This window comes from Wenyingzhuangia aestuarii (genome assembly GCF_011927765.1).
Taxonomy (GTDB): domain Bacteria; phylum Bacteroidota; class Bacteroidia; order Flavobacteriales; family Flavobacteriaceae; genus Wenyingzhuangia; species Wenyingzhuangia aestuarii.
Genome location: NZ_JAATJG010000012.1, coordinates 1 through 24504, shown reverse-complemented (window position 1 = coordinate 24504; position 24504 = coordinate 1). Strand labels below are relative to the sequence as shown.

At 32.3% G+C, this 24504-nt stretch carries 15 protein-coding genes; all 15 read left to right on the top strand.

Annotation, left to right across the window (positions count from 1 at the left end):
* Positions 1 to 23: 23 nt before the first annotated feature.
* The 15 genes from GGR97_RS11520 (at position 24) to GGR97_RS11450 (ending at position 24326) form a co-directional block, all read left to right on the top strand.
* The gene (locus tag GGR97_RS11520; RefSeq protein WP_167898674.1) at positions 24 to 1799 is read left to right on the top strand and encodes an arylsulfatase; all 1776 of its coding nucleotides are present in this window, start codon (positions 24 to 26) and stop codon (positions 1797 to 1799) included.
* Positions 1800 to 1810: 11 nt separating this feature from the next.
* Positions 1811 to 4012, top strand: a complete 2202-nt coding sequence (locus tag GGR97_RS11515; RefSeq protein WP_167898673.1) for a glycoside hydrolase family 3 C-terminal domain-containing protein — start codon at positions 1811 to 1813, stop codon at positions 4010 to 4012.
* Positions 4013 to 4018: 6 nt separating this feature from the next.
* Positions 4019 to 5803: an arylsulfatase gene (locus tag GGR97_RS11510; protein WP_167898672.1), complete on the top strand. Its 1785-nt coding sequence runs from the start codon at positions 4019 to 4021 to the stop codon at positions 5801 to 5803.
* Between the two features lie 47 nt (positions 5804 to 5850).
* Complete coding sequence (locus tag GGR97_RS11505) at positions 5851 to 7248, top strand: sulfatase-like hydrolase/transferase (protein WP_167898671.1); 1398 nt, start codon at positions 5851 to 5853, stop codon at positions 7246 to 7248.
* 216 nt (positions 7249 to 7464) lie between these two features.
* Positions 7465 to 8523, top strand: coding sequence for a glycoside hydrolase family protein (locus GGR97_RS11500; protein WP_167898670.1), 1059 nt, complete (start codon positions 7465 to 7467; stop codon positions 8521 to 8523).
* Positions 8524 to 8690: 167 nt separating this feature from the next.
* Positions 8691 to 10046: a sulfatase gene (locus GGR97_RS11495; protein ID WP_167898669.1), complete on the top strand. Its 1356-nt coding sequence runs from the start codon at positions 8691 to 8693 to the stop codon at positions 10044 to 10046.
* Between the two features lie 4 nt (positions 10047 to 10050).
* Entirely contained in the window at positions 10051 to 11460 is a 1410-nt protein-coding gene (locus tag GGR97_RS11490) for an arylsulfatase (protein WP_167898668.1), read from the top strand.
* Between the two features lie 80 nt (positions 11461 to 11540).
* A complete protein-coding gene (locus GGR97_RS11485) occupies positions 11541 to 13034 on the top strand; it encodes a sulfatase family protein (RefSeq protein WP_167898667.1) in 1494 nt (497 codons plus the stop codon).
* A gap of 5 nt (positions 13035 to 13039) precedes the next feature.
* Positions 13040 to 15391: a glycoside hydrolase family 2 protein gene (locus GGR97_RS11480; protein WP_167898666.1), complete on the top strand. Its 2352-nt coding sequence runs from the start codon at positions 13040 to 13042 to the stop codon at positions 15389 to 15391.
* A gap of 136 nt (positions 15392 to 15527) precedes the next feature.
* Positions 15528 to 17429, top strand: coding sequence for a right-handed parallel beta-helix repeat-containing protein (locus tag GGR97_RS11475; protein ID WP_209272372.1), 1902 nt, complete (start codon positions 15528 to 15530; stop codon positions 17427 to 17429).
* 132 nt (positions 17430 to 17561) lie between these two features.
* Entirely contained in the window at positions 17562 to 19124 is a 1563-nt protein-coding gene (locus GGR97_RS11470) for a sulfatase family protein (protein ID WP_167898665.1), read from the top strand.
* Between the two features lie 185 nt (positions 19125 to 19309).
* Positions 19310 to 19774: a ribosome assembly cofactor RimP gene (rimP, locus tag GGR97_RS11465; protein WP_167898664.1), complete on the top strand. Its 465-nt coding sequence runs from the start codon at positions 19310 to 19312 to the stop codon at positions 19772 to 19774.
* A 9-nt stretch (positions 19775 to 19783) separates the two neighbouring features.
* The gene (nusA, locus tag GGR97_RS11460) at positions 19784 to 21034 is read left to right on the top strand and encodes a transcription termination factor NusA (protein ID WP_167898663.1); all 1251 of its coding nucleotides are present in this window, start codon (positions 19784 to 19786) and stop codon (positions 21032 to 21034) included.
* Between the two features lie 59 nt (positions 21035 to 21093).
* A complete protein-coding gene (gene infB, locus GGR97_RS11455) occupies positions 21094 to 23976 on the top strand; it encodes a translation initiation factor IF-2 (protein ID WP_167898662.1) in 2883 nt (960 codons plus the stop codon).
* A 158-nt stretch (positions 23977 to 24134) separates the two neighbouring features.
* Positions 24135 to 24326, top strand: a complete 192-nt coding sequence (locus GGR97_RS11450) for a cold-shock protein (protein WP_167898661.1) — start codon at positions 24135 to 24137, stop codon at positions 24324 to 24326.
* Positions 24327 to 24504: the final 178 nt, after the last annotated feature.

Here is a 24504-nt window from a genome sequence, read left to right as displayed (position 1 = left end):
TTTTTATTAAAAGCAATAAAAGGATGTGTAAAAAAATATTGTTTTTCCTATTGTTATCCATATTTGTACTTCAGTTAAAAGCGCAAACAAAGCCTAATGTAATCTTAATTTTAACGGATGATTTAGGAATTGGTGATTTAGGATGTCAAGGAAATCCGTGGTTAAAAACTCCCGAAATTGATGCTTTTTATGAACAAGCTGTTAGAATGACGGATTTTCATGTAAGTCCACTTTGTACTCCTACCCGTGGAGCAATCATGACAGGAAAATACCCGATTAATAATGGAACTTGGGCTACTTTTAAAGGTAGAGATGGTTTGGCAGAAAATACCATTACCATGGCCAATATGTTTAAAAATAACGGATACAAAACAGCCTTGTTTGGAAAATGGCATTTAGGAGACAATTATCCGTCACGTCCTACAGATCTTGGTTTTGATGAAGCCATTCATCACTTAGCAGGAGGAGTAGGAGAATTGTCAGATTATTGGGGAAATAGCTATTTTGATGATGTGTATTATAAAAACAATAAACCTACACAATTTAAAGGCTATTGCACCGATGTTTGGTTTGAGGAAACCACCAAATTCATCCAAAAAAATAAGAGCAAACCGTTTTTTGTTTACTTGCCTACCAATGCACCTCATGATCCATTAATTGTTGCAGAAAAATATGCAGCACCTTATAAACATCTAGAAGGGAAAGAAATTATTAGTGCCAACTTGTATGGGATGATTGCTAATATTGATGAGAATTTTGGAAAGTTTCAGCATTTTTTAGAAAAGGAAGATTTATTAGATAACACCATTTTAATTTTTATGAGTGATAATGGAACTCGTTACGGTTATAGTAAAAATGGAAAATTAGGTTATAATAAAGGCTTTAGAGGAATTAAAGGAAATAAAGAAGAAGGAGGACATAGGGTGCCCTTTTTTATTCGTTGGCCCAATGGAAAAATTCAAGGAGGAAAAGACATTCAAAACCTAGCAGAACATGTTGATTTAATGCCAACTTTAGCTGCATTGTGTAATTTAGAAATTCCTAAAAATCTAAAATTAGATGGAAGAGATTTTTCATCTATTCTATCTAATCCAAAAGCTAAATTACAAGACAAAATAGCTTTTATACACCATAATCAAGATTGGAGACCGCCAAGTGATGTAGCTCAATCTTGTATTATGAAAGGAAGTTGGAGGTTGATTAATGGAAATCAATTATACAATGTGGAAAAAGATCCAAAACAACAAAACAATGTAATTGATCAACATCCTGAATTAGTAAAGCAGTTACTATATAACAATCAGAAATTTGTAGAAAAAGCAAAACAAAAAAAAGCTTATAAGGAATTGCCATTTCATGTTGTAGGAAACAAAGCTCAAAAAGAAATAAAATTAACCATTCAGCACGCTATTGGAGAAGATGGTGGGATTTGGAAACCGGAACAAGTTTCTGAAGGAGTTAAAAACAAGAACAATACGCATGCAATTTTTGTGGAAAAAGAGGGAGTTTATGAAATATCATGTGCCAGATGGCCTCAGGAATGTTCAGGGCCTATTTTAGGAATTCCATCAGAAAATCCTAAGAATTTGTATGAGTATAAAGCCATTCATCCAGAAAAGGTTAGAATTAGTATAGCCAATCAAATGCATGAAAAATCAATAAAAGAAGATGCTGAGGTAGTTACTTTTAGCGTAAACTTATCAAAAGGAAAAACCCTATTAACTAATGATTTTATAGAAGGTGATAGTACGTATGGAGTGTATTATACGTATATAAAGTATATAGGAAGTTCAAAATAATTAAAGAAAAAATGAATCGATTTATTAAGAGTAAAATAGTAGTGGTTTTAGCTGTGTTTGGAGTTATAGCTACAATAAACGCACAAAATGTAGATTTTTCGTTTGAAAACACGGAATTATCTATAGATAAAAGAGTGGAGATTTTGGTTTCTCAAATGACACTAGAGGAAAAAATAGAACAATTAAGAAACGGAGCACCTGCTATTCCACGTTTAAATGTTCCAGATTATGATTGGTGGAACGAAGCTTTGCATGGTGTGGCACGTAACGGAAAAGCTACTATTTTTCCACAAGGAATTGGTATAGGAGCCACTTTTGATCCTGTATTGGCAGAAAAAGTTGCTTCGGCTATTTCTACAGAAGCAAGAGCAAAATATATTATTTCTCAAAAACATGGAAACCATAGTAAATATGCTGGGTTAACCTTTTGGACACCAAACGTAAATATTTTTAGAGATCCACGTTGGGGAAGAGGTCAAGAAACTTATGGAGAAGATCCTTTGTTAACCTCTAAAATAGGAATTGCTTTTGTAAAAGGTTTGCAAGGAAATGATCCTAATTATTTAAAATCGGCAGCTTGTGCAAAACACTTTGCTGTGCATTCTGGACCAGAAAGCATGAGACATCATTTTAATGCAGAACCAACACAACAAGATTTATATGAAACCTACATGCCCGCTTTTGAAGCCTTGGTAAAAGAAGCTAAAGTAGAGGGAGTAATGGCTGCTTACAATGCCGTATATGGAAAACCTGCTGCTGCAAGTGAATTTTTGTTGCAGGATGTTTTAAGAGACGAGTGGAATTTTGATGGATATGTAACCTCTGATTGTGGAGCTATTAGCGGAATTTCTAACAAGTTAAAATATGTAAAAACTCCAGTAGAAGCGGCTGCCGTTGCTTTACAAGCGGGAACCAATTTAAATTGTGGAAACACTTATAAGAATTTAAAAAAAGCAATAGATCAAGGTTTAATTACAGAAGAATTAGTTCATAACAGAACAAAGCAGCTGTTTAAAACTCGTTTTAGATTGGGAATGTTTGATAAGTCAAACACAAATCCATATTTAAACGTTGGACCCGAACATATTCATAGTAAAGAACACGTTGCTTTGGCTAGAGAAGCAGCTCAAAAATCTATTGTATTGTTAAAGAACAAAAACAATACATTACCTATTTCTAAAGATGTAAAAGTTCCTTATGTAACAGGACCTTTTGCCAATTCAGCAGATGTGTTAATGGGGAGTTATTACGGAATTAGTCCTGGAATTGTAACTGTATTAGCAGGTATTGCAGATGCTGTATCTTTAAGTTCTTCTTTAAATTATAGAAGTGGTGCTTTACCATTTCATAAAAACATCAACCCTAAAAACTGGGCTCCTAATGTAGCTGCAGAATCTGATGTTACTATATGTGTAGTTGGTTTATCTGCAGATAGAGAAGGAGAAGAAGTAGATGCAATTGCAGCTGAATACGTAGGAGATAAAATTGATTTAAAATTGCCACAAAATCAAATTGATTATGTGCAAACTATGGCAAAAAAGAAAAAAGGACCTTTGGTATTGGTAATAGCAAGTGGAAGTCCTGTTTCTTTAGAAGGAATAGAAGAGCATTGTGATGCTATTATACAAATGTGGTATCCTGGAGAACAAGGTGGTAATGCTGTTGCAGATGTATTGTTTGGAGATATTTCTCCATCGGGTCACTTGCCTATTACATTTCCTAAAAATGTAGAACAATTACCTTCTTATGAAGATTATTCTATGAAAGGTCGTACTTATAAGTACATGACAGAAGAACCTATGTATCCTTTTGGTTTTGGATTAACATATTCTAAAACAGAAATTAAGAACTTAAAATTGAGCAATACAAAACTTAGAAAAAACGGAACTTTAGAAGTAAGTGTTGAGGTTACTAACGTAGGAAATTATGATATTGATGAGGTGGTTCAGTTGTATGTAAGTCCTAAGGAAAACAAAGACAATTTGCCTTTACAAAGTTTAAAAGCTTTTAAAAGAATTACACTGGCTAAGGGAATTACAAAAACAGTTTCTTTTACGTTAAGTGCAGAAGAGTTAAAAGTAATTGATACTAAAGGAGCTAAAGTATGGAGAAAAGGAGCTTATAAAATTATAGTAGGTAACGCATCGCCAAGTAAGCAAAGTGTAAAGTTAGGAGCAGCAATACCACAAGAGCAAATTATATATTTAAAATAATTAAATATGAAATCGTTTTTTAAGGTTGCAATAATTTTTATTTTTTCAATTGCAAACGTTTCATTATTTGGAGCTTATAAATTGCCAAAACCACCAAATGTAATTGTAATTCTTACAGATGATCAAGGAATTGGAGATTTGGCTTGTCAAGGAAATCCATGGATTAAAACACCGCATATAGATTCATTTTACAAGCAATCAGTTCGTTTTACAGATTTTCATGTAAGTCCTTTGTGTGCACCAACAAGAGGGGCTATTATGACAGGTAGATACCCAATAAACAATGGAATTTGGGCAACTTACAAAGGAAGAGATTTGTTAAGCGAGGGAGCTCCTACAATGTCCACAGTCTTTAAAAAGAATGGTTATAAAACAGGTATTTTTGGGAAATGGCATTTAGGAGATAATTATCCAACAAGACCTACAGATTCTGGTTTTGATGTTGTAGTACAACACAAGGCAGGTGGAGTAGGAGAATTATCGGACTATTGGGGAAATAGCTATTTTGATGACATGTACTACGTAAATAATCAACCCAAACAATTTGAAGGTTATTGTACAGATGTTTGGTTTGATGAAACCATGAAATTTATAGATCAAAATAAAGAAACTCCTTTTTTTGTGTATTTGCCTACCAATGCACCACACAGCCCATTAATTGTAGACCCCAAATATGCAGCTCCTTATCAGTATTTAGAAGGAACAAAAATTCCAAGTGCTAATTTTTATGGAATGATTGCCAATATTGATGAAAATTTTGGAAAGTTAGAAACTTTTTTAAAAGATAAAAATTTGTTAGAGAATACCATTGTTATTTTTATGACAGATAATGGTTCTGGTACAGGGGTTAGTAAAGATGGAAAATTAGGATACAATAAAGGGTTTAGAGGAAAAAAAGGATTTAAAACAGAAGGTGGCCACAGGGTTCCTTTTTTTATTCGTTGGCCAAACGGAAACATTCAAGGAGGAAAAGATATAGACGATTTAACAGCACACATAGATTTGTTGCCTACACTTGCTAGTTTGTGTGATTTAGAGCTTCCTAAGGATCTAAAATTAGATGGAGTTGATTTTTCGTGCTTGTTTAAAAATAAGAAAGAAAAATTAAATGATAGAACATTGTTTATTCATCATAGACAAGATTGGAGACCTCCAAAAGATGAAGATGAAACTTGTTTAATGAAAGGAAAATGGAGATTGGTTAATGGTAAAGCATTGTACAATGTAGAACAAGATGCTTTTCAGAAAAACGATGTAGCTAAAGAATACCCTAAAATTGTCAAATCGTTTTTAAATGACAATCAACGGTTTTTAAAAATAGCAAAAACAGGATCTGAATACCAACAATTTCCTGTAAATGTAATAGGTAATAAACAACAAAAAACCATCAAATTAACCATTCAACACGCTATTGGCGAAGACAAAGGTATTTGGAAAGCAGAACAGGTAGCTGCGGGAATGAAAAATACGAACAACACCCATGCAATAAAGGTAGACAAAGCAGGTGTTTATAAAATTTCTTGCAGAAGATGGCCTAAAGAATGTTCTGGACCTATTTTGGGAATTCCTAAAGAAAATCCTAAAAATTTATTTACATACAAAACTATTTCTCCTCAAAAAGTTAGAATACAATTGGCCAATCAAATGTTGGAAAAAGAAATTCAAGAAAATCAGGAAGAAGTAGTATTTCGTGTGTTTTTAGAAAAAGGTAAAACGTTATTAGTAACAGATTTTATTGAGAGAACTAAAAAATATGGTGTTTATTATACTTATATAGAATTGGTTCAATAATTAGTTTAACAAAGGCTTTTTATAATATTTAAATTTTAAAATAAAATATGATTCAAAAAAAAATATCAATTATAGTAGCATTACTAAGTTTTATGACAGTGACTTGTTTTGCTCAAAAAAAGAAAAATATTGTATTTCTTTTTGCAGATGATGCCGGGTATTTTGATTTTGGTTTTCAAGGAAGTAAAACATTTACCACTCCTAATTTAGACAAGTTAGCTTCTGAAGGAATGATTTTTAAAGAAGCATATACTACAGCAGCAGTTTGTGGACCTTCTAGAGCAGGATTGTTAACAGGTAGGTATCAACAACGTTTTGGGTTTGAAGAAAACAATGTACCAGGTTACATGAGTGAATCTTCTAAATTATTAGGAGATGATATGGGATTGCCTTTAAAGGAAAAAACAATTGCCGATCATTTAGGAAAACTAGGATATAAGTCTATTGTTTTAGGAAAGTGGCATATGGGTAATGCTGATAGATACCATCCTTTATATAGAGGTTTTGATGAGTTTTATGGTTTTAGAGGAGGAGCAAGAAGCTTTTTTCCTTTAACTCAAAAACAAGCTATTGATAAAAAAGAAGATAGGTTAGAAAGAGGATATAAAGTATTTAAAGAACCTTCTAAATACTTAACCTACGATTTAGCAGATGAAGCTTGTGATTTTATAGGTAGAAATAAGAAAAATCCATTTTTTATGTATGTTTCTTTTAATGCAGTACACTCTCCAATGCAAGCTACTCAAGAAGATTTAGCTAAAATAAAAGGGCTAACAGGAAAAAGAAAAGTATTAGCAGCGATGACTTTGGCTTTAGACAAAGCATGTGGACAAATTTTAGAAAAGTTAAAAAAAGAAGGTTTAGAAAACAATACACTAATTGTATTTTCTAATGACAATGGAGGTCCTGATGGAACACATACTTGCAACTATCCTTTAAGTGGGTGTAAATCTAACAACCTAGAAGGTGGAATAAGAGTTCCTTTTGTAATGAAATTACCTAAAGTAATTCAACCAGGAACGGAATACAATCAACCAATTAGTACCTTAGATTTGTTACCCACATTTGTAAATGTTGCAGGGGGGAATGCCTCTAAAATTAAAAATATTGATGGAGTTGATTTGTTGCCATACGTAACCGGTAAAAATAATGCAGATCCGCATAAAATGTTATTTTGGAAAAAAGAAAATAGAGGAATTGTAAGAAAGGGAGATTGGAAATTATTACGTTTTCCAGATAGACCAGCAGAGCTATATAATATTTCTAAAGACATTACAGAAAATAAAAATTTAGCTTATAAATATCCAGAAAAAGTTAGAGAATTATTTACAGATTTGTTTGAATGGGAAGGTGAATTAGAAAGACCTTTATGGCAATTAAAACGTATTTATGAAGTAAATGCAATGAAACGTATGGATGACAAAAGAACCCCCGTTTTAGATTAATATAAAATTAATAATTAATAAAAGCTCTTGAGAAATCAAGAGCTTTTGTTGTTTTTGCTTATAAAATAACTCACAAGTACATTCATTGTACTAAGAGCAACGCTAAAACTATTTTCTTTTATGTTCTTTGTTTGGTAACCAATATTAAAAGTTGCTAATACATAAAAAATGAATTTAAAATTTACATTACTAGTTCTTCTAATATTTTCTAATAGCATGTTCTCCCAAACAAAAAAATCATTGGTAGATTTCTTTTTACCTATGGAGCCTCAAAGCAAATTAGTAGCGAAAGGAATTTGGGGAAATGATAATGTGTTGCCTAGAGATACTGCAAATGGATTAGAAGATAGTAAATTAAAACAATGGTGTTATTGGGATGGAGGTATTGTAAAAGATGCGGAAGGAAAATACCACATATATGCCAGCAGATGGGATCAAAAATTTGCACACAGCCAAGGTTGGAAATTAGGTTCTAAAGGAATGCATGCTGTTAGCAATCATATAATGGGACCTTATAAAGATGTTGGATTGGTGTATCCTGAATGGAAAGAAGGATTAGGACACAATGTAATGGGATTAAAAATGCACGATGGACGTTATGCAGTAGTAACAAGTGAAGTTACCAATGGAGAAGTTTTTGTTTCTAATTCACCTAACGGACCTTTTAAATTATTAGGAGAAATTAAGGTAGATCCTAATGGATACTCCATGGGCTTGGCTAGGTATAATACCAACGGAAGAATGTCTAATGTTAGAATTTTATTAAGACCTGACGGGAAATATATGATAGTAGCTAGAAGTACTGCTGTAATGATTAGTGATAGTGGGATTTTAGGACCTTATAAAATAGTGAACGATAGAGTTTATAAAGACTACCCAGAATTGCCTCAAACAAAAAACGAAGATCCTACCGTTTGGTATAGTGGCGGTATGTATCATATTGTATACAATCATTGGCCTACAAAAACATCACATCATTTTTCTTCTATTGATGGAATTCATAATTGGAAATACAGAGGAATTGCATTTAAAAAAGAAGAAACTAAAATTTTTAAATACACTAACGGTACTATCAACGATTGGCAATATATAGAAAGACCCGGAGCTTATGTAGAAAACGGACATGTAACTCATTTTATGTTTTCGGTAATAGATGTGAGTAAAGGGAAAGATCGAGGAGATGATAATCATGCCAGTAAAATTGTAATTGTGCCTTTTGATGGAGTTGCTTTTGATAATTATATGGCAAATCTTGTTAAGAGTGAATCCTTTTAAATGTAATACTCATCAATAACATACTGATATAAGTTTAAAGGATGTTATTAAAAGTTTGGAAATAAAAAATATGTATTTATGGGCATATTTCACACACGGAAAGAGACATTCTAAAATCCTTTTTTGGTTAGTTTTGTTTTAGTTAATTCATAAAATATTCAGAATAAATGAAAAATAGTATCTCGTTTTTTTTAGCCTTGATTATTTCGTTTCAGGTTTTTTCACAAGAAAAACCCAACATCGTATTATTGTTTGTAGACGATTATGGTTGGGCAGATATTGGGTATAGAAACAGTTCTTTTGAAACACCAAACCTAGATCAGTTAAAAAAAGAAAGTTTAGATTTTCAAAGGGCTTACATTCCTACCCCAACATGTAGTCCTAGTAGATTGTCTTTATTAACAGGAAAAGAAGCTGTTCGTTTACAAATGGTAAGACATATTTCTTTAGATCCTAAAAATCCAGATGCAAAGTATGGAACATGGGAAACAGATCCTGTACAAATGCCGTCTTTAAATTATTTGCCGTTGGCAGAAACCACTTATGCAGAAAAAATTAAAGAGTATGGGTATTACAATCACTTTATAGGAAAATGGCACTTAGGACATACGGGTCGTTACCCTATAGATCAGGGATTTGATAGTGAATTTGGAGTAACAGATGCAGGACATCCTAAAAGTTACTATTATCCGTTTTTTAATCCTGCAGCAGATCCAAAAGGATTTATGAAAGGTTACAAAAAAGGAGATTATTTAACTGATGTGTTAACAGATGGTGCTGTTGATTTTATTAGCGGTTACAATAAAAAACAACCGTTTATGTTAACGTTTTGGTACTACTCGGTACACGGTCCTTCTGTAGGTAGAAAAGATTTGTTAGAAAAATATAAAGCAAGAGGAATAGAGGGTAAGTATGCAGATCACCATGCTATGGTAGAGGCAATGGATGAATCTGTAGGAAAAGTAAGACAAGCATTAGAAGAAAAAGGAATTGCAGACAATACGGTAATTATTGTATTATCAGATCAAGGAGGAGCTTATACAAACGATCCTTTAAGAGGTGGTAAAAAAGGTGGAGATACTTTGGCAGAAGGTGGAGCACGTGTTCCGTTTATGATTAAATATCCTGGAATTACAAAAGCAAATACAGAATCTTTTGTACCCGTGCAATCTATTGATGTATTCCCTACTCTTATGGAAATTGCATCAGGAAAAAAATACAAGAATAAAGATATTCAAGGAGTTAGTTTAATGCCTTTGTTAAAAGGAGAAAACATTAAAGAAAGAAACTTATTTGGATTTAGAAGTTACGAAGATCAGTATACATCTATTATTCGTGGAGATTGGAAAATTATCAAGTATCATTCAGGAAAATATCAATTATACAATGTCAAAACAGATAAAAGTGAATCTCATGATTTGATAGGTAGTGGATTAAAAATAGAGAAAAAATTAAAAAGAGATTTGGCAAAATGGGAAAAAAAGGCAGTACCTGCTTTTGGACCTTATCAGTTAAAAGAATAAGAATATGAAAAGTATAAAATCAGCAATAGCATTAGGTTTCTTAATCGGGTTGTTTTCTTGTGGAACACAACAAGACAAGAAGAAGTTTGTTAAAAAACAATTAGATAAACCTAATATTATTATTTTATTGGCAGATGATTTAGGTTATGGAGAATTAGGTTCATATGGTCAAAAAGTAATTAAAACTCCGTTTTTAGATGGTATAGCTAAAAAAGGGATGAGATTTACTGATTTTTATGCAGGAACTTCTGTTTGTTCTCCTTCTAGAGCAGTTTTAATGACAGGTAAACATACAGGTCATTTAAGTATTAGAGGAAATAAAGGAGCTATAAATGGAACCTGGGATAGAGTACCTTTACAAAAAGAAGAACTTACCATTGGAGAAGTATTACAAGATGCAGGTTACCAAACTGCAATGATTGGAAAATGGCATTTAGGAGTTCCAGAAGATACTTCTACTTGGGCAAAAGGAAGAGGGTTTGATTATGCTGTGCAAGAACAATGGGGAGAAGATAAGAATGGAAAAGAAATTGATGAAAGAGTACATTGGGTAAACAATAATCAAGATTCTATTTTTTACAATTATAATAATTATAAATGTTTAGATGAGTTTAGAACTAATTTTGCTTTAGATTATTTAGAAAAAAAATCAGAAAAGAAACCTTTCTTTTTGTATATGTCTTATAGAACACCACATGCACATGAGTTCTTTTTAAGTAAAAACAATTTGTATGCCGATAAAACTGAAGAGTGGCCAGAAATAGAAAGAAGACATGCTGCCAGAATTACCATGTTAGATGAGCAAATTAAAAGATTGTTTGACAAATTAGAAGAAAGAGGTGAGTTAGAAAATACCTTAATCTTAATTTCTAGTGATAATGGCCCAACGGCAGAAAATCATCACGATTATAAATTTTTTAATAGCTCGGGTGATCTAAGAGGATACAAAAGAGATGTGTACGAAGGAGGTGTAAGAGTTCCTTTAATTGCCTACTGGAAAAATAAAATAAAAGAAGGATCAACTACAGATTTTCAAGCAGCGTTTTATGATATTATGCCAACATTAGCAGACGTTGCAAAAACAAAAGCTCCAGATCATGTTGATGGAATTTCTTTTTTACCTCATTTGTTAGGAAAAGAACAAAAACAAAAGCATGAATTTTTATACTGGGAAATTCAAGAAGGACCATCTGTAAAAGGGTTTAGACAAGCTATTAGAATGGGGAATTGGAAAGCGGTTCGTTATGGAGATAATTATCATACAGAATTGTACAATTTAAGTAAAGACTTGTACGAAACTACAGATGTTTCTAAAGAGAATCCAGAATTGGTAGCTAAAGCCAATGCAATTTTAAAAAGAGAAAGTAACGTAAATCCTCATTTTCCTTTTTCAGGAGGAGTTTTTAAAAAATAAATAACAATAATTAGAAAACTCACAAAAGCGATTTATATTAAAAATCGCTTTTGTGAGTTTTAAATATGTATCATTCAATTATGAAAAAAATAATTCTATGTAGTGCACTATTACTGAGTGTAAACTTAATATTTGCTCAAAAAAGCACATCAGAAAAACCAAATATCATCTGGATTATGGCAGAAGATATGAGTACTGATTTGGAATGCTATGGTTTGCCAGATGTAAAAACTCCTAATCTAAATAAAATGGCATCAGAAGGAATTCGTTTTAACAATGCTTTTGTTACCAATCCTATTTGTTCACCAAGTAGATCATCTATGATGATAGGAACACATCAAGTAAAAACAAATACCCATAATCACCGAAGTAACAGAAATGTACCTCTAGATAATCAGTTTACACCTTTTACTAAATTGTTGAGAGATGCTGGATATACGACTATTTTGGGGCATCATGGAGTGATGAATAAAGGGAGAAAAATTGATGTGAATTTTAAACATGAACCTCTTGGAGAATGGGACGGTAAAACCAAATTTGGATTGTTTGATAAGTATGATACTTTTGAAAAAGAAGATCAACCTTTCTTTGCACAAATTCAATGCGTTGTTACTCATAGAGGTCCTTGGTGGAACGATGTAAGAGAACAATCTAAACATCCAGTAAATCCTAAAACAGTAAATATGCCTCCGTATATGGCAGATCATCCTGCTGTTAGATTAGATTGGGCTAAATATTTAGACCAAATAGAGTATATGGATCATGAGGTGGGAATGATTTTTAAAGAATTAGAAGAAAAAGGAATGGCAGATAATACAATCGTTATTTTTATTGGAGATAATGGTCGTTGTAATATTAGAGGAAAAGGATATTTACAAGATCCAGGACTAAGAATTCCATTGTTAATTCACTACCCAAAGAATATTAAAGCAAATCAAGTTAGTAATAAAGTAGTTTCTTCTACAGATATTACGGCAACTATTATTGATTATGCAGGAGTTAAAGTTCCTGAATACATGACAGGTCAGCCCATTTTTAGCAAAAAATTTAACAGAGAATATGTCTATGGTGCTCGTGATTTGTGGGATGAGATAGAAGAGAAATCAAGAGCAGTTACTTCTGGTGATTGGTCATACATAAGAAATGACAAACCAGAAATTCCTTACGATGCACATCAGGCTTATTTAGAATTTTACAGACCAGCTGTACATGTAATGAGAGAGTTATACAAAGAAGGAAAATTAAACGATGCTCAAAAACCGTTTTTTGAACCAACGAAACCTAAAGAGGAACTGTATAATTTAAAAAAGGATCCTTATCAGTTACACAACTTGGCAACCAATCCTAAGTATGCTAAAATCCTTAAAAAATTACGTAAAGAAACCAAGTGTTTTGATAAAGAAATGGAACCTGTAAGCAATGTTTATGAACCTATTATTACCAAAGGTCCAGAGGTAGTAGAGTGGATGAAAAAAGAATTGCCAGAAGATTACAAAAGAATGTTGGCAGGAGAAGAAATAGGATACAAAAGAGTTACAGGTTTGTATAAAAAAGCACATAAAAGTAAAAAATAAGAGAAATGAAGCTAAAGAATAAATGTATTATAGCTGTTTTAAGTGTTGCTATAGGTTTGTTACAATCTTGTACACAAAAAGAGAATGTACAGGGTAAAATAAGTATTAACTCTAATTGGAAATTTAAGCGTTTAGCAAAAGAAAATGCATCAGAAAAAGGATGGGAAGCTGTTGAGTATTCAGATGCAGATTGGGAAAACGTAGTATTGCCTCATACTTCTAATGTAGAACCTTTAGTAGTAAACAATCAATGGCAAGGAATCTGTTGGTACAGAAAAGATTTAAATGTTCCAAATGTAGCTGCTGATAAGAAAATTTATTTGGAGTTTGAAGGAGCGATGAATTACTCTAAAATTTACATTAATGGAAAGTTTGTAAAAGAGCATCAAGGAGGTTTTTTACCCGTTGTGTTAGATGTTACAAAACATGTAAAGAAAGGAGCAACTAATTTAATTGCTGTTAGATTAGATAATACAGACAATTTGGTTACAGGACCTAAACCCTTAAAACGTTTAGATTTTAATATGTTTGGAGGTTTGTATAGAAATGCTTGGATGCTAGTTAAAGACAATGTTCATATTTCTCATGCAGCTATTGCTAACAAAGTAGCAGGAGGTGGAGTTTTTGTTACTTATCCTAAAGTTTCAGAATCTGAATCTGTTATTAAGGTTAAAACAAATGTTGTAAATCAAGGTAATGAAGATGCAACTATTCAAATAGTAAATACAGTATTGTTTAATGGAAAAATAATAGCAGAAGAAACGTCAGCTAAAACTGTAGTTCCTAAGGAAACTGATTTAGATGATGAAACTAATATGATTATTAAAAACGCAAAATTATGGTCTCCATCAGCACCTAATTTATATACCTTAGAAACTAAGGTTGTTAAAAATGGTATTGTAATAGATACGGAATCTAACCAAATTGGAATTAGAGAGTTTGTGTTTAAGGACAATCAACTATATATAAATGGAGTAAAAACGTTTTTAAGAGGAATGAATCGTCATCAAGAATATCCTTTTATAGGTTATGCTTTGTCAGACAATGCTCAGTATAGAGATGCTAAAAAAATTAAAGATGCAGGATGTAATTACATTCGTTTGTCTCACTATCCACAATCACCTGCATTTATGCAAGCCTGTAATGAGTTAGGTATTGTAGTTATTGATGCTATAATGGGATGGCAATACTATGGTGATAATGATGCTTTTAGAAATTATTGTTACACATCGGCAACACAATTAATTCGTAGAGATCGTAATCATCCGTGCGTGTTGGCTTGGGAAGTTTCTTTAAACGAAACGCAAATGCCAATTTTCTTTATGGAAAAATTACATGAAATTGTTCATACAGAATATCCTGGTAAAAACGTGTACTCTTGTGGTTGGATGGATGATGTGTATGATATTTATTTACAAGCTCGTCAACATAGAATTTTACATCCGCATGAATTAAAAGCTAATCAACCTTATTCGGTTTCAGAATATGGAGATTGGGAGTATTATTCTAAAAATGCAGGATTAAATCAAGATCAATTACCAAATAATGTTAGAGATGAATACAGCAGTCGTCAGTCTAGAGCAGATGGTGAAGAAAGAATGTTAAGACAAGCGTACAATGTACAAGAATCTCATAACGATAATTTAAATACCAAAGCTTATTCAGATAGTTATTGGGTAATGTATGATTATAATAGAGGCTATCATCCAGATATTGAGAAATCAGGAATTATGGACATTTTTAGACTTCCAAAATTTGCATATTACTTTTATCAAAGTCAAAGAGATGTATCCGAAGGAGAAGTGTTAAAAATAGCTTCTTATTGGAATGAGAAATCTCCTTTAGATGTTAAAGTCTATAGCAATTGTGATGAGGTTAGTTTGTATTTAAATGATGAATTAATCGGAACACAAAAGCCAGATACAGATAAAAATTCTACCAATTTAAAGCATCCTCCATTTACTTTTAAAATGAAAAACTTTGTTACAGGAACTTTAAAAGCTGTAGGAACAGTAAAAGGAAAAATTGTTGCCGAGACAAAAGTAATTACTCCTGAAGAAGTTGTAGGTTTAAAAGTTTGGATAGATGAATCTGGAAAACAACCACAAGCAGGTGTAAATGATATTGTGTTTGTGTATGTAGCTGCTATTGATAAAAATGGAACTATTGTTCCTGAATATAATAAACAAGTAACTTTTAATAGTAATGAGAATGCTGTTTTAAAGAATGTTGGAAGGATAAATGCCGAAGCTGGAATTGCCACAGGAGTATTACAATTAGGTGCTAACATTGGAAATGTTGTTGTAACAGCAAAGTCAGGTAAGTTTACAAAGGAGTTTACTTTTAAGGTAAATTAAGTGTCAAGAGCTATAGAATATGTTGAATAAAGCAATTTTTTACGGGCAGATACATTTCATTTACGGACTTGTATCAAATAAACCTGTAGATAGTTAAACTTTGTAAATACAAAACAAATACTCATATTTTATAAAGATGAAAAAATACAATCAGTTACATTTTAAAAACATAAGTAGTACTTTATTGCTACTTATGTTTTGTTTTATAAGTTCATTTGCAAATACAAATCCAGAAACAAGCTATTTGTTTAAAACCAATATAGCAGAGGATGCGACTCCTGCTGTGTTGCAAAAAGTACTAAGTTTAGATAAAACTAAAGCAAATAAATTAAAGTTTGAAAAAGGAACGTATCACTTTTATTCAGACAAAGGATTAGAAAAATTTTGTTACATCTCTAATCATGATGATGTAATGGTAAGAACAGCTTTTCCTGTTTTTGATTTTAAAAATCTTACAATAGACGGGCAAGGATCTACTTTTATTTTTCATGGAAAAATGGTTCCTTTTTTAATTGATAATTCTAAGAACATTACCGTAAAAAATGTATCTGTAGATTGGGAAGTTCCTTTTCATAGTGAAACAACAATCGTAGCCGTTGATGAAAAGAACAAAACGTTTGACATGACTATTTCAGAGGAATATCCTTATGAAATAAGAAATAATAAATTGGTTTTTATCAAAGAATATTATGAGCATGATTTGGGGCAGACCATATTGTACGATCCAGTTAGAAAAGCCATTATGTTTGATACCGAAAGTTATACAAGTTTAACGGCAGTTAAAAAGAATACTATTTCTAGAAATTTAGACAATATTAAGTATAAGTACGAAGTAGACCATAGAGGTAAGTTGTTTAAAGATTACGGTAGAGAAAATAATTTGGTGGTAAAAGAATTAAAGCCAGGTTTGGTAAGAGTTTTTAATCATAGAAAAAAATTACCTCCTGTAGGAATGATTTTAACCGCTAAAGGAGATCAATCTTTTAACAGATTAGCACCTGCTTTTAGAGTTACCAATACTGATGGGTTTAACGGAACCAATGTAAATATTCATCATGCTGGTGGAATGGGAATTATTGCAGAAAATTCTTCGGACTTAATTTTAGATAATTTTAACATTACTCCCTCTAGAGGAAGAATGGTTTCTACGACAGCAGATGCTACGCATTTTGTAGGATGTAGAGGTAAAGTGGTATTGAAAAACTCTACGTTCCAAAATCAATTAGATGATGCTATGAATGTTCATGGAACGTATCAAAAAATTGTAGATGTATTAGATGGAAATCGTATTGGAGTTAGAATGGGACATTCACAACAACAAGGTTTTCAAATAGGAAAAAAAGGAGATGTTATTGGTTTGGTAAGGTTGAGTGATTCTTTTTTTCCATACAATAAGTTAACTATTAAAGAAGTACAGTTTATTAACGGACGATACCAAATTATTACTTTTAATGAAGAATTACCTACAGAAGTAAAAGCTGGAGATTTAATAGAAAATTTAGATGCCTATCCAGATTTGTTGGTAGAAAATTGTACTATAAGTAATAACCGTGCAAGAGGATTGTTAATTTCTAATCCAGTAAATACTATTGTAAGAAATAACTTTTTTAGTACAGAAATGGAAGCCATTTTAATTCCTGTAGAAAGTGGACATTGGTATGAATCTGGAAATGGAGCTAATATTGTTATAGAAAACAATGTTTTTCAAGATTGTACACATAGTGGACAAAACAGAGGAGTAATTCGTTTTGTTACTGATGACGATAATGAAAATATTGCGTTTAAAAATATTAGCATTACGAATAATACATTCAACCAGTTTGACAATTTAATTTTAGAAATAGCCAATACGGATGGATTAACATTTTCTAAAAATACAATTACCAATTCTGGAACTTTTAAAATGTTACATCCAGAAAATCCTGTGGTAACGGTTAAGAGTTCAAAAAACATTGTTTTTAAGAAAAATAAATACAAAGGAAAGGCAGGTATAATCTTAAAGAAAGATAAATCTATTTCTAAATTAAAGTTTAGGTAATTAAATAAATCAAATTACAAGCATTAAAGTTGATAATTAATAAATGTCATGTTAAAGTCTAGGTAAATTATAGTATAACATAGTTGATAATTTGTTAAATTCGAACTCGAAAAAAAACTTAAATACAAAAATATGAATATAAGAAGAGTCCTTTTATCTAGTTTGGTCGTATTAGCTATAGGTAGCACTATTTCGTGCAAATCTAAAGGAGAAAAAGAAAGTAAATCAGAAACAGTAACAAAACCAAACGTAGTCGTTATTTATTTAGACGATTTAGGTTATGGAGACGTTAGTGCTTACGGAGGAAAAGGTTTAGAAACTCCTAATATAGATAAATTAGCAGCTGGTGGAGTACAATTCACTAACGGTTATGCATCATCTGCAACATGTACACCAAGTAGATTTGCTTTGTTAACAGGTGTATATCCTTGGAAAAACAAAGATGCTAGAATTTTACCAGGTACAGCACCTCTATTAATATCTACTACACAACAAACATTACCAAAAATGTTCAAAGCCCAAGGATACCAAACAGGTATTGTTGGAAAATGGCATTTAGGATTAGGAGATGGACATACAGATTGGAACAAGCATATTTCTCCAGGACCAAACGAAGTTGGTTTTGAGTCTTCTTACATTATGGCTGCAACTCAAGATAGAGTTCCTACTGTATATATAGAAAATGGCGATGTAGTTGGTTTAGATCCAAACGATCCTATTGAAATTAATTACAAAGAAAATTTCGAAGGACAACCTACAGGAGTAGACAATCCAGAAATGTTAAAAATGATGTGGCACCACGGACACAATAGTAGTATTGTAAACGGAATTCCACGTATTGGATACATGAAAGGTGGTGAAGCTGCTAAATGGAAAGATGAAGACATGGCAGATCATTTCTTAGCCAAAGCAAAAACCTATGTAAAAGAACACAAAAAGAGTCCTTTCTTTTTATACTATGCAATGCAACAACCACATGTGCCAAGAACTCCACACCCACGTTTTGTAGGTAAATCTGGATTAGGAGCTAGAGGAGATGTTATTTTAGAAGCTGACTGGGTAATTGGTGAGTTTATTAAAACATTAGAAGAAGAAGGAATTTTAGAAAATACATTAATTGTATTCTCTAGTGATAACGGTCCTGTTTTAAATGATGGATATAATGATGGTGCTGATGAAACTTTAGATCTACACGATCCTAAAGGAGGATTAAGAGGAGGAAAGTACAGCTTGTATGAAGCAGGTACAAGAGTTCCTTTTATTACTTATTGGAAAGGACACATTCAACCAAAAGTATCTGATGCTTTGGTTTGTCAAATGGATTTATTAGCTTCTTTAGCTACTTTAATTGGTTCGGAAGAAAAAACCACAGATAGTCAAGATATATTAGATACGTTTTTAGGTAAGAGTGATAAAGGAAGAGAGTCTTTAATTATTGAAGCAAACACAAGAACAGCTTTAAGAAAAGGAGATTGGATTTTAATTCCACCTTACAAAGGACCTAAAGTAGCAGATAAAGTAAATATTGAATTAGGGAACGGAAAAGATTTTCAGTTGTACAATTTAAAAGAAGATTTAGGACAAGAAAATGACTTGGCAAAGTCTAAACCTGACGTTTTAAAAGATATGATTGCTAGTTTTGAGGCAATAAGAGGTAAAGATTATTCAAATACTAAGAAATTAGATTTAAAATAAGTAGAAATCTAATTCCTAAATAGGTGTTAAAACAATCCTACTAAGTTGAATAGCTTTGTAGGATTGTTTTGTTTTAAAATACTGGGGACTATATTCTTGTATATCAAGAAAAAACTCTTATATTTGCGTTGGAATAATTGAAAAGGATTAGTGGGGCTTTAATGCCCCACTTTTTATACATATATATGGACAAGAATAAGGTTGAAAAATTAGTTAATAACGCATTAGAAGAAAATTCTTCTTTGTTTTTAGTTGATTTAACCATAGGAGCTGAAAATAAAATTTCAGTAACTATAGATGGTGACAATGGAGTCCCTTTAAAAGAATGTATACGCGTTAGTCGATTTGTTGAAGGAGACTTAGACAGAGAAGAAGAAGACTACAGTATAGAGGTTGCTACACCAGATATTGCAAAGCCTATTGTAATGAAAAGACAATATGTTAAAAATATAGGTAGAATTGTAAGTGTTGTTACCGCAGAAGAAAAATATGAAGGAACTTTGGCAGAAGTAAACGAAGATAACATTGTGTTAACTTGGGAAGCAAGAGAGCCAAAACCTGTAGGTAAAGGGAAAGTAACCGTAGCTAAAACTGCAACTCTTACTTACAACGAGATAAAGGAAACAAAAGTTAAAATATTATTTAGTTAAAATATTTAAATGGAGAATATAGATTTAATCAATTCATTTTCAGAGTTCAAAGACGACAAGAATATTGATCGTGTAATGTTAATGTCTATCTTAGAAGAAGTTTTTAGAGCTGCTTTAAAGAGAAAATATGGTTCTGATGATAATTTTGATATTATTGTGAATCCAGATAAAGGGGATTTAGAAATATGGCGTAACCGTGTGGTTGTGGAAGATGGGTTTTCGGAAGACGATAACGAAGAAATTGAATTGGCTGAAGCTAGAAAAATTGAACCAGATTTTGAAGTTGGTGAAGAGGTTTCAGAAGAAATTAAGTTACATCAATTAGGTCGTAGAGCAATTTTAGCTTTACGTCAAAACTTAATCTCTAAAATTTATGAGCACGATAGTACTAACTTATACAAAAAGTTTAAAGAACTAGAAGGTGATATTTATTCAGCAGAAGTACACCACATTAAACACAATGCGGTTATTTTATTAGATGATGAAGGAAACGAAATTGTATTACCTAAGAGTGAGCAAATTCGTTCTGATTTCTTTAGAAAAGGAGATTCTGTAAGAGGAATTATCAAAACTGTAGAGTTAAGAGGAAACAAACCTGCTATCATTTTATCTAGAACTTCTCCAGAGTTCTTAAGAAAATTATTTGAACAAGAAATTCCTGAAGTATTTGATGGTTTAATCACTATAGAAGGAGTAGCTCGTATCCCAGGAGAAAAAGCAAAAGTAGCAGTAGATTCTTACGATGATAGAATTGACCCTGTTGGAGCATGTGTGGGAATAAAAGGATCAAGAATTCACGGTATTGTTCGTGAATTAGGAAATGAAAATATTGATGTGGTGAATTACACAAAAAACACTCAATTATACATTTCTAGAGCATTAAGCCCAGCTAAAGTGGTGAAAATGGAACTTTTTGAAGCAGAAGGTGATAACAAACCTAAAGCAGAAGTATATTTACGTCCAGAAGAAGTATCAAAAGCAATTGGTAGAAACGGAGTAAATATTAGATTAGCAACTCAATTAACAGGTTACGAAATTGACGTGTTAAGAGAAGGAGCAGAAGACGATGAAGATGTTGAATTGACAGAGTTTTCTGATGAAATAGAAGCATGGATTATTGACGAGTTCAAAAGCATTGGTTTAGATACTGCAAGAAGTGTTATAGACAAAGATGTGGCTGAATTAGTGAGCAGAACCGATTTGGAAGAAGAAACCATAATGGAGGTTCAACGTATATTAAAAGAAGAATTTGATAAATAGGGTAGTCAGTAGCCGTATTTCAAAACATCTTCTTAAATAAAAAATAGTAAAAAGTATATATGTCTGTAAGCAAAACATTAAGGCTTAACAAAGTTTTACGAGAATTAAACATATCGTTAGATAGGGCGGTAGAACACCTTTCAGCGAAAGGGATAGAAATCGAAGCACGTCCTACTGCAAAAATCTCTAATCAAGAATATCAAATCTTGTTAGATGGTTTTCAAACCGATGCGCAAAAGAAAGCCGTTTCTAAAGAAGTTGGTGAAGAAAAGCGTAAAGAAAAAGAAGAGCTACGCTTAGCTCAAGAGGAAAAAAAGCGTAAAGAAGAAGAAGAAAGAACTAGAATCTTAAAGGCTAAAGCTGAAAAGCTTGAAGTTAAAACTGTTGGTAAAATAGATTTAAATAAGCCTAAAGAAGTTGTGAAAGCTGCTACTCCTGAACCAACCCCAGCTCCTCCAAAAGCAAAAGAAGAAGTAAAAGCTCCAGAGGTGGTAACACCTAAGGAACCAGAAATTATCAAAGCTAGTGCTCCTAAGTTAGGAGGATTAAAAATTGTAAAATCTGCTCCTATTCCTGTAGCCAAACCAAAACCTGTTGTAAAAGAGGAAAAGAAAGTTGTTGAGGCTCCAAAAGTGGAGAAAAAGCAAGAAGAAGCAAAACCTGTTGTTCAAAAAGAAGCTCCAAAAGCTGAAAAAGTTGAACCTAAAGGAAACGAAGGGAAATCACCAGAAGAAGGTGGAGAACCAGAAGCTTTAAAAACGCAATATCAAAAATTATCTGGACCAAAACTTACGGGAACTAAAATTGATTTAAAACAATTTGAAAGACCTAAGAAAAAGAAGCCAGATCCTAAAGCAAATGCAAATAGTGCAGATGCTAAAAAGAAACGTAAGAGAATTGTAAAACCAGGAACTCCAAACCCTAACAATAGAGCAGGAGGACCAGGAAATAACAGACCAGGAGGTGGACCAGGAAACCGTAGAGGACCTGCTAATAGAGGAGGTGGAAGATTTTCTGCACCTGTTACTAAAGAAGAGCCTACGGATGAAGAAGTACAAAAACAAGTACGTGAAACTTTAGAAAGACTGCAAGGAAAATCTAAAAAGAACAAGGGTGCTAAATACCGTAGAGAAAAACGTGATTTACACCGTCAACAAGCTGACAACGTACAAGCACAAGAGGCTGCAGAAAGTAAAATCTTAAAAGTAACTGAATTTGTTACCGTAAGTGAAGTTGCAACCATGATGGATGTTCAGGTAACTGAAATTATTTCGGCATGTATGATGTTAGGAATGATGGTTACAATGAACCAACGTTTAGATGCTGAAACGATCAAAATTGTAGCAGAAGAATTTAACTACGAAGTAGAGTTTGTTGGTGCAGAGGTTGAAGAGTCAGTTATTGAGGTTGAAGATAAAGACGAAGATTTAATTGATAGAGCTCCTATTGTTACCATTATGGGACACGTAGATCATGGTAAAACATCTTTACTAGATTATATTCGTGAAGCAAATGTAATAGCAGGTGAATCAGGAGGAATTACACAGCACATAGGTGCTTATTCTGTAAAGATTAAAACAGGTCAAAAAATTGCATTTTTAGATACACCGGGTCACGAGGCCTTTACAGCAATGCGTGCTCGTGGTGCTCAAGTTACCGATTTAGTTGTAATTGTAATTGCAGCGGATGATGATGTAATGCCTCAAACAAAAGAAGCAATTAGTCATGCACAAGCAGCAGGTGTACCAATAGTGTTTGCCTTAAACAAAATTGATAAGCCAACTGCAAATCCTGATAATGTAAAACAACAGTTAGCTAGCATGGACTTGTTAGTAGAAGACTGGGGTGGAAAATATCAATGTCAAGAAATTTCTGCTAAAACAGGATTAGGTGTAGAAGACTTATTAGAGAAAATTGTTTTAGAATCTGAAATTTTAGAATTAAAAGCAAATCCAAATAAATCTGCATTAGGAACTGTTGTAGAAGCACAATTAGATAAAGGACGTGGTTATGTATCTACTATTATGGTACAAGGTGGTACTTTAAAAATTGGAGATTATCTTTTAGCAGGTAAACACTCTGGTAAGGTAAGAGCTATGTTTGATGAGCGTGGTAGAAATGTAGAATTTGCACCACCATCAACACCAGTATCTATATTAGGATTAGATGGAGCTCCACAAGCGGGAGATAAGTTTAATGTATTTGAAGATGAAAGAGAAGCAAAACAAATTGCATCTAAACGTTCTCAATTACAACGTGAGCAATCTGTAAGAACTCAGAAAACATTAACATTAGACGAAATTGGTCGTCGTATTGCTTTAGGAGATTTCAAGGAATTGAATATTATCTTAAAAGGAGATGTAGATGGATCTGTAGAAGCTTTAACAGATTCTTTCCAAAAATTATCTACAGAAGAAATTCAAGTAAATATATTACACAAAGGTGTTGGAGCTATTACTGAATCTGATGTATTATTAGCTTCTGCTTCTGATGCAATTATTGTAGGATTTAATGTTAGACCTGCTGGTAATGCAAGAATGGTTGCAGATACAGAAGAAGTTGATATTAGAACATACTCTATTATTTACGATGCTATTAATGACTTAAAAGATGCGATGGAAGGTATGTTATCTCCAGACACTAAAGAAGAGGTATTAGGTAACGTAGAAATTAGAGAAGTTTATAAGATTTCTAAAGTAGGAAATATTGCAGGATGTATGGTAATTCAAGGTAAGATTACTAGAAATTCTAAAATACGTATTATTAGAGACGGAATTGTTGTTCATGATGGTGAGTTAACTGCATTGAAACGATTTAAAGATGATGTTAAAGAAGTTACTAAAGGATATGATTGTGGTGTTCAGATTAAGAACTACAACGATATTGCTATAGGTGATGTAATTGAATCATACCATATAGTAGAGATTAAAAAGAAATTATAGTCTTTTAAATACTACATAAATTAAGCAAAAAGCTCACCATTTGGTGAGCTTTTTGCTTTTACAATTTTTATTAGAACTAAAATTAATAGGATTTAATTGTAAAATTAATTTATTAAACACTAAGTTTGTTATTATTAAATATTTATTACAATTACAAAGTGAAAAAAGGTACAGTAAAATTTTTTAATGAATCTAAAGGTTTTGGATTCATTACTGACAACGAGACACAACAAGATTATTTCGTACACATCTCTGGATTAATCGACGAAGTTCGTGAAGGTGACGAGGTAACATTCGATTTAAAAGAAGGTAGAAAAGGGTTAAACGCAGTAGAAGTAAGCGTTTTATAATATATATTCCTTTACAAAATTAAGCCTGATGCCTTGTAGTATCAGGTTTTTTTAGGTCTTATAGTTAGCTATTAAATTTAAGTGGATCATACCTAAAAGTTGTGTTTTAGGCAAAAATATTAGTCAATCTAAAGAGGAAGAATTCAACGTTTTTAACACCTCTGAACTGAGCTCTAAA